The sequence below is a fragment of the Zarconia sp. genome, assembly GCF_057467645.1.
In genome coordinates this window covers 1-6,140 of record NZ_JBRJXU010000090.1, presented here as the reverse complement: position 1 = coordinate 6,140, position 6,140 = coordinate 1, and the positions used below count along the sequence as shown (strand labels likewise).

Here is a 6,140-nt window from a genome sequence, read left to right as displayed (position 1 = left end):
TACCGCAACAGTTAGGAGCCGACCAAACGCTACCGCAACAGTTAGGAGCCGACCAAACGCTACCGCAACAGTTAGGAGCCGACCAAACGCTACCGCAACAGTTAGGAGCCGACCAAACGCTACCGCAACAGTTAGGAGCCGCCCAAACGTTACCGCAACAGTTAGGAACTGCCCAAACGCTACCGCAACAGTTACCACCATCTCCCCCCATACCACCGATGCAACCCATCGAAAATGCGAATTCGCCCAATCGAGCCGCCCAAAGAACAGAAGGGCGATCGCATCGCAAGTCGCCCGCATTACCCCAACTGCCGAACTTTAACTCGAATGTGAAGTCGAATTTGGGGTTGAATTTGGGAAGGGCTGCGATGAGGCCGCAAACCTATATCGATCGCCCCATGGGAAGTTTCGGACAGTGGCAAGTCGAAATCGTCCAAACCCAGCAATCAGGAATTCCGGTAACTCGCATCGAGTATATTTCTCCCCAAGGCGATCGCTTGCAAGAAACCCTCAAAGGCTGGTTGCGAGTAGACTATCACCGTCGCATTGCCGACATCGAAGCCAGTTTGCGATCGCGTGGGGGTCGATAAATATAGCAGTCGCCATATCGGTTAGGGCACAAGTGACCGTGGGCAGCGGTCGGACCCCGCGTCGGCGTAAGAGGTCGGACCCCGAGTTTGCGCGCGCCTACGCAAGGGAACGCCGACCGTTAAGAGGCAGGGTCTGTAGGGGCACAAGCATTTGGGCGATTAATCTTGGTTGCCACGAAACCTGACAAATCCAAATGCTTTGCCCTCCTTGGAGGCCTGAGGAGGCAGGGGAGGCTGGGGGGGAAAGAGAAAAGATACGCTCATGTTTGATCGGACTGTGTACCCCGGTCATGGCTACAACAATCACAGTACACAGTGGGAGCCAGCGCGCTCCCGTTTTGTCCAATTCCCCCAATTCTCCCGTTTCTCCCGTTTCTCCCCTCTCCACCTCCCCGCGTCCCCGCGTCCCCGCGTCTCCGTGTCTTCCCCTTCCCCCTTTCCCACCAGATATCCAAGACCTTCAATTTCCGTATTGAAAATTGGTCATCATGGCGATCGCCTCTTTGACGAAAGGACTCGACTCACCGTACAAATCCAGCCATTCATAAAAGGATAATCCCGTTTCGAGATAGATGTCGGGATTGGCAGCTCCTTGTAACATTAGCTCGCAGATGGCATTGTAGGCATCGAGCCACGCTTGAGCGAGTTCTGGCGTCCATTGCGGTCCTAAATAGACTTTGAAGGTATCGAGCAAGGCTTTTCCAACTAACGGATAGTATCGATCGAGGGTTCCCGTTGTAACGTGATACGCACCTAAACTTTTGAGAGCGACTTCTAAGGATTCTGGATTGCGTAGATTTTCGACGATTAATGCCAAAGACGAAATTAATTTTTTCTGTTGTTTATCGATATTAGTATTTTCAAATAAAGCTTCGACTTCGGGGTTGGCTTGAAAGAGTTTGAAATAGAAGCTAGCCGAAAATTCTTTCGCCTGGGGTCGAATTAGATCGAAACTGTTTTCTAAGAGTTCGACGTTTAAACTCATCTGAAAATTACGTCCTGACGCTAGGTGAAGTCTGGGGTTATCTTTTAAGAGGATAACTCTCCTAAGAGCCGATCGAAAATTTTTTCTGGAACTCGACCGATTTCAGTTCTGGCAACTTGTCGGTTTCGATCGAGAAAGGTGAAGTGGGGAACCCCCGTTACGCCATATTTTTGTTGAACGGACATCCATTGAGGATCGTCAATATCGAGCATCACAAAATCGATCGCCTGACTGTATTTCGGATGCAATTCATCGAGAACTGGAGCCATCGATTGGCAAGTCGTACACCAGTTCGCGTAGAATTCAATCAGCGTCGGTCGATCGCTTTCCATGGCGACCTCGTAAGGAACCGATGTGCCTGCCATTTCTTTCATCAGTGCCAAACCCCGAACGGAACCCACACCCGTCACTGCGATGTCACCACGGGTGGCGATAAAAGTCACGAACGAAAAAATCAGGACGATCGCCCCAATTAAGTAAGGTTTAATTTTATTTCGATTTTGAATCATTAAAAATTAATTTTAAAATCTTAAAGCACATACTATTCATAATAGTATGTTATGAAAATGTGAAACCCTAGCATGATAACAAAAGCGTTTACTAAAATAATGTGGCTTGTCAACCAAATCGAGCGCAAACTGCGAATCATTTGTCCTTTAGGTACGCCCGTCACTTTTGCCAAAATTCCACCTTTTGCCGCTTTTCCCAGTTGTGCTGGGACAACGGAGAAGTAGCGTTGCGGCGATTCGACAATACCCGTTTCGGCAACAACCCCCACCAATGCTGATAGGGTTACGCCAAAAAAGACCCAGAGAAAAATGGCATTAAAGTTAACTCCGGTCGTCCCAATCGTATGAATTAAAGTCGTGGCGAGTAAACCGACCCCGAGAAAAATATGCAAACTCCGCCATAACTGAATCGAACCCGGCAGCGTGACCTTAACGAGCCAACCTCTTCCGCGTTTTCGGGCAGTAAAAATAACTTCTAAAATCACAAAAACGAGGGAAACATAACCGGTTATTTGTTTGTAAATGTTGCCCTGTAATAGTAAATGTAAATCAAAGGCACTCTCTCGTAATTTGGGAATGTAAAGCGGACTGAGTGCAAATGGAGCCAGTAGCACCACGCAAATAAAAGTTAGGATAATTAAAGTGGAAAATTTAGGCTTCATTGTTTTAAGTAATAAGTGATAAGTAATAAGTAATAACTTTGAAGAGAGACTGAATAAAAATGTAGTTCTTCTGTACTGGGGGCGATCGCTAGAGCTTAGATTTCGTCGGGTAGGTTCGGCACGGGGATGATTTTTTGGAAAAACCCATCTTTTTTAAATTCGTGCCGTAGCCCCCCACCAGACGTTTGCAACAGAATATACATTTGAACCCAACTCAAGCATTTTTCTAACTCCCAACTCAGATATATCGAAATAAAAATTCTTACCGATTACTTATTACTTATTACTTATTACTTATTACTTATTAACGCGGTGTGCGCTCTTTTTGCCAAGCCATATGGTGAGCGAGTCGAAAAATCCCCCATTCCCCATTCCCCATTCCCCATTCCCCCGTGCGGTCAGGTTTTGGATAAACAAGTTGCACATGGCGTTATTACTGATTACTTAAAAATAATCCGCTGAAAGCCAGAAACTCTCAGCGGATTGACGAAAAATTATGCCCCTTCTAAAGGCAGGTTGATAATCACGCCACCCATGACGTCTCCCATTTCAAACTCTTTATCGGGATAGCGTTCTAAGTGAACGGGGTGGGTATTGTGGCAGGTGACGCAAGCTTCCGCCACGGCTACATCAGGATACAAAGCAGAGAAGTATTTCTTCCCGGCAATTTCCTGATATTCTTTGTAGGGTTCCCCCGTCTCATTCACCGACTCCATGGCAACTTTCTCGAAATCGGATTTCGGGGCGTGGCTATCGTTGATATTCCAAGTCGAAATCAAGTTATAGGTAAACGTGCCGTCTTCCGATGCAATTTCCGAACCCAAGCGGAACATTTGGGCGGGGAGGGGAATACCACCAGCATCTTGCCAAGCTTCGGTGGCTTCCGCATCAACCACGCCATCTTCCTTTTCTTTTCCTTCCAACATGGTGAGGCGGTTGACGACGTGCTTGGTGTAAGCAGTCCGGTCGGCGAGCAACACCGTATGGATGTAGTCCACCACCAATTCGGGGGCAATGCCGCCAGCACTGGCCGTATCGGCGCTACTCGTGGCAGCCGGACCGCCACCTCCAGCACAAGCCACAGCCGTAAAGCAAATGGCTGTTGCTAAGGCAGTCATGGCGACAACCCGCGCTCTCAGGCGGCGAAGAAATCGCATCAATTGATTAATTGCTATCATTTTCCGTTCTTCCTCTTTAAAGAAATTAATTCCGAAATCAAAGTCGTAACCAGTGGGTCGTAACCAGTGAACGATCTCGCTAAATTGGGTGAGATTTAGCGGAGTGTCCTCATTTACGATCGGATTTACCCGACCGCTTCGCCTCTAGTGCGCGCACTAGATCGAACGTCTCCATTTCCAGAGTTGGCGGTCGAGCAAAATTCTCCTCCACCAACTCGTCATCGAAGATACTGTTATAGGCATATTCAACGCCGTGACAATTCATACAAACCTCTTTGACCATGCGATCGCGCGGCAACAAAGTATACGTATTGTTGTGATTGACTAATATTTTTCCGTTCACCTTCTGCCGGGGTAAGTGGCAGGTAGCACAGGTCACGGATTCGGAGCTGGGCCGGTCGAGTCTTTTCTCCTTCGCAAACAGTTTGGCGTGTTGGGAGTTCTCGTAGTTCAGGGAATGGGTATCGTTATGACAGGTGAGGCAAGAATCCACCGAAGCGGTGACCGTCTCCACGGAATGAACGTTATGGCAGGCGTTGCAGTTCATCGGCTTATTCTTCGCCTCGGCCTTCATCGGTAAGTGCGCCATCCCTGGCGTCAGCGGTGATAGACCCTCGTGGATGCGGATACCGTGTTGGCCCCACAAAAAGGTTTCCACGGCAAATTCGTGACAGCTTTGGCAGCTTTCTTGGGTGGGATTGACCACCAGTTCTTTCGTTTCCGAGTCTTGGTGGCAACTCGAACAGTTCACCTCATTTAAGGCGTGGGGGCTACCCTTCCAGAGTTGGTGAATTTCCTCGAGGCGATCGCGATCGATATTTTGGGCGGCCGCAACCATGCCATTGAGGAAGAAAAACGCGATCGTCATCATCAACAGCACCAGCGCCCGGTGCAAATGCAATCGTTGTTGGCGCAATCCTCGTCTCATGCCGCACCTCCGAGAAACTCTTCCTCTAAATCCGGTTTCGGCGATCGTTTTCGCTGGGTTTCGACAACCCGTTCCGGTAGTTCCGGCTTCGGTAACATTTTCGGTTGGTCGAGATTCTCGCGCAGGAAACCCGTGGAAATCGATCGATGATCGTGGAAATTGTGACACCCGGCCGTCCAGCAGCCATCGGGGGAAAATCCCTCGTGACTGGCCAACTCCCCTTCAATCACCCCCTGGTGACAGGCCATACATAAATCCGGTTGCAAGTGAACCCCGCGCCCGAACATATGCACGTGTTCCTCGTGGCAAGCCGTACAAGTCAGCACGTCCAACTCCAACAACAACTCCGCCCAGCGGGGGTCGCGAAACTTCTTTTGACCGTGTTTGTCTTCTGCCATCTCCGCTTCGTGACAGCGATTGCACGTCTCGTTGGTGACGGGTTTGAACCCTTCGTGACAAGAACTGCAAGATTCTTCAAACAGAACATGTCCGTTCGAGGTTTCTCCGGGAAGGAAGACACTGCGCTTATCCATGGCAAACGCTGCCGTCAGCCACACGAAAACAATCAGGACGACACCGATGATGGCGAGGTTGGACTTGAGAAATTTACCGGGTTTGAACCGCTTGCCGATATCGAAGGTCATGAGTTATTGCCCTTCGCGCAGGAATTGGGGGCAGGGGGAAAGGGGAAAAGCTAAGTTTGTCTGTCGTTGTTCGAGAGTCATCGGTTTTCGAGAGGAAGGCCGGCAAAAAATAGTCCGTTGGCGAAGGCGCGATCTCAAGCCAGCAGGAGTAAGATAGTGGCGAGCGTCCCCAAGACACCAAAAACACCGCTAAACAGGGCAAAATTCATCGAAGATGGGGGCTGTTCGACCGGTTGGGGCAGACCCACTTCAGCCACGGTAGGGGTTTTGGGTACGGTCTGGGTGGGTGCCGTCGAATTGAATTCGGCTGCGACGGGTTCCGTTACCGTTTGCGCAATGGGTGTGTCTGGTGTTTGGGTTGGGATCTCGTTAACTTCTGCCTCCGCTGCCGCCACCGAATCGAGTTCCACCACTTTGGAGTCGTAATCGGCACCAGAAAGCATCAGTTCGGTAATCGCCCCGTAAGCTTCCACCCACGCTTGCTTCACCTGAGGGGTCCAATCGTCTGCGAGATACTGCTCGAATGTCGTCAGCAGCGCATTGCCCACCAGGGGATAATGTTCCGGTAGCGCCCCATACTGTACGTGACGCGCCCCCAATCCTTTGAGGGGGTTTTCCAAGGCATCGGGTTTGCGCAGATTTTC

General features: G+C 49.9%; 8 protein-coding genes. 1 reads left to right on the top strand and 7 read right to left on the bottom strand.

Features of this window, described 5'->3' with window-relative positions:
- Positions 1–590: hypothetical protein (locus tag AC2215_RS13360; RefSeq protein WP_486810506.1), on the top strand; the 590-nt coding region annotated here is incomplete at its 5' end.
- A 460-nt stretch (positions 591–1,050) separates the two neighbouring features.
- On the opposite strand, the gene AC2215_RS13355 is transcribed toward AC2215_RS13360, so the two are convergent.
- The 7 genes from AC2215_RS13355 to AC2215_RS13325 form a co-directional block, all read right to left on the bottom strand.
- On the bottom strand, positions 1,051–1,575 hold the full coding sequence (locus tag AC2215_RS13355; protein WP_486810505.1) for a globin family protein: 525 nt from the start codon (positions 1,573–1,575) through the stop codon (positions 1,051–1,053).
- A 44-nt stretch (positions 1,576–1,619) separates the two neighbouring features.
- On the bottom strand, positions 1,620–2,084 hold the full coding sequence (locus AC2215_RS13350; RefSeq protein WP_486810504.1) for a thioredoxin domain-containing protein: 465 nt from the start codon (positions 2,082–2,084) through the stop codon (positions 1,620–1,622).
- Positions 2,085–2,116: 32 nt separating this feature from the next.
- Positions 2,117–2,746: a hypothetical protein gene (locus AC2215_RS13345; RefSeq protein ID WP_486810503.1), complete on the bottom strand. Its 630-nt coding sequence runs from the start codon at positions 2,744–2,746 to the stop codon at positions 2,117–2,119.
- Positions 2,747–3,240: 494 nt separating this feature from the next.
- Positions 3,241–3,924: a Tll0287-like domain-containing protein gene (locus AC2215_RS13340; RefSeq protein WP_486810502.1), complete on the bottom strand. Its 684-nt coding sequence runs from the start codon at positions 3,922–3,924 to the stop codon at positions 3,241–3,243.
- A gap of 109 nt (positions 3,925–4,033) precedes the next feature.
- Entirely contained in the window at positions 4,034–4,852 is an 819-nt protein-coding gene (locus AC2215_RS13335; protein WP_486810501.1) for a cytochrome c3 family protein, read from the bottom strand.
- Positions 4,849–5,496 (bottom strand): cytochrome c3 family protein, encoded by a 648-nt coding sequence (locus AC2215_RS13330; protein ID WP_486810500.1) that lies wholly within the window; start codon positions 5,494–5,496, stop codon positions 4,849–4,851. The genes AC2215_RS13335 and AC2215_RS13330 overlap by 4 nt, the downstream gene beginning before the upstream one ends.
- A 134-nt stretch (positions 5,497–5,630) precedes the next feature.
- Positions 5,631–6,140, bottom strand: a 510-nt coding sequence (locus AC2215_RS13325; protein WP_486810499.1) for a globin domain-containing protein, incomplete at its 5' end; no start/stop codon positions are given.